General features: G+C 66.6%; 1 protein-coding gene. It reads right to left on the bottom strand.

Annotated features, from left to right (window positions below; translation table 11 throughout):
- Positions 1-300: 300 nt before the first annotated feature.
- Positions 301-1,455 (bottom strand): IS110 family RNA-guided transposase, encoded by a 1,155-nt coding sequence (locus tag ACODRZ_RS26680; protein ID WP_287004739.1) that lies wholly within the window; start codon positions 1,453-1,455, stop codon positions 301-303.
- Between the last annotated feature and the right edge of the window lie 79 nt (positions 1,456-1,534).

Here is a 1,534-nt window from a genome sequence, read left to right as displayed (position 1 = left end):
CCCCCTCACATGGGCACAATCGGGTCAAGGCCCCGCGCCGCTATAACATTGGCAATCTCCCGTTTGTCAGATCCATGGTCTGAGCCTGCTGCCACAAGCGTCCCGCTAACCGGGCCGCTCTAACCTCACATCCGGTCGCCGCTCGTACGCGGCTGCACCACAATCCCGCTTGCGTCGGGTCTGGCTCAGGAAGACGAAACCAACCTTTTTGTCGGCGAGTGAAGCCAAGAGGGCTCTACGGTCCGTCCGCCTGGATCCGGCAGGGCAATACCCTGCGGGAACTCGTAATGGGTGACTCGCTCAGGCTGCCTTCAGCAGCGCGCCCTTCGGCACGACGCCGGCCGAACTGAACTGCCAAAGCGCGATCAGCAGCTTGCGGGCGAGCGCGACGATCATCACGCGCCTGATACGACCGCCGTTCGCCTGCACCCGTTCGGCGTACCAGCGGGTCAGTTCCGACTCAGGCTGATGCCGAAGCCATAGCCAGGCGACTTGGATCATGGTCGTGCGCAGCCGCTTGTTGCCGGCCTTGGATACGCCCTGCTCGCGGTCCATGTTGCCGCTCTGCCATGGCGATGGCGCGAGGCCCGCATAGCAGGCGACCTGCCGACGGTTGCTGAAGCTGCGGAAGAACGCTTCGGCATGCAGCACGCCGGCAAACTCGGGACCGATGCCGCGCAGCTGGAGCAGCCGGGCGCTCGCCGGCTCAGGTGCCTCGTCCGTCGCCGCCTCCAGCATCGCGTCGCGCTCGCGCTCCACCTCCTTGATCTGGCGCATGACCAGCTCCAGCCGGTCCAACTCGCGCTCAATCTCGCGCTTCACATGGGAAGGCAGCGGCCGGCCGTCACCGGTGACTAGTTCCTCCAGCCGCGCGCGCCGGCTCGTGCGCAGCGGTTCGTAATCGCCGACCCCTTGCGTGAACAGCAGGCCCTTGATGCGGTTGACGTGCCGAATGCGTTCGACGACCAGCGAGCGCCGCTCGCGGCAGACGCGCCGGCGGTCTTCGTCCTCTGCGCTCGGCACCGTCACCATGGCACAGACCCGCGGCTCACCGCGCTTGTAGGCAAGGAGCGTGCGGACCAGCGCCTCGCCGTCGAGCTTGTCCGTCTTCGCGCGCCGGCTGCGCCGCGAGGCCGAGATCGACGCGGCATCGACGACGTGGCTCTCGATGCCTTCGCGGACGAGGCAACGGTGAATCCAGAAGCCGTCCAGCCCTGCCTCCTGGATGACGACCAGCGGATACTGCTCGCCCGTCCGCTCCCGCGCCTTCGCCTGCAACTGCGCGAACCGCTCCAGAAGCGCCGGCACGTCGCTGCCCTTAACCTGATGGCGCGAAATGCGCTCGCCGCGACCCGGCGACAGCGACGTTACCAGCCAAGTGGAACGGCTCAACTCGAGCGACACGAAGATAGCGTTCAGCTGCGTGCTGACGGCGGCATGGGACGGAATGGACACGGGCGATCTCCTTCACGACAAAGCGGGAAGGCCAATCTGCCTCAACCAGCGCCAGCCCGCGCCCATGGGATCTTTTTGC

The sequence above is a fragment of the Novosphingobium sp. FG90 genome (assembly GCF_057808725.1).
This window is presented reverse-complemented; position numbering and strand designations above follow the sequence as displayed.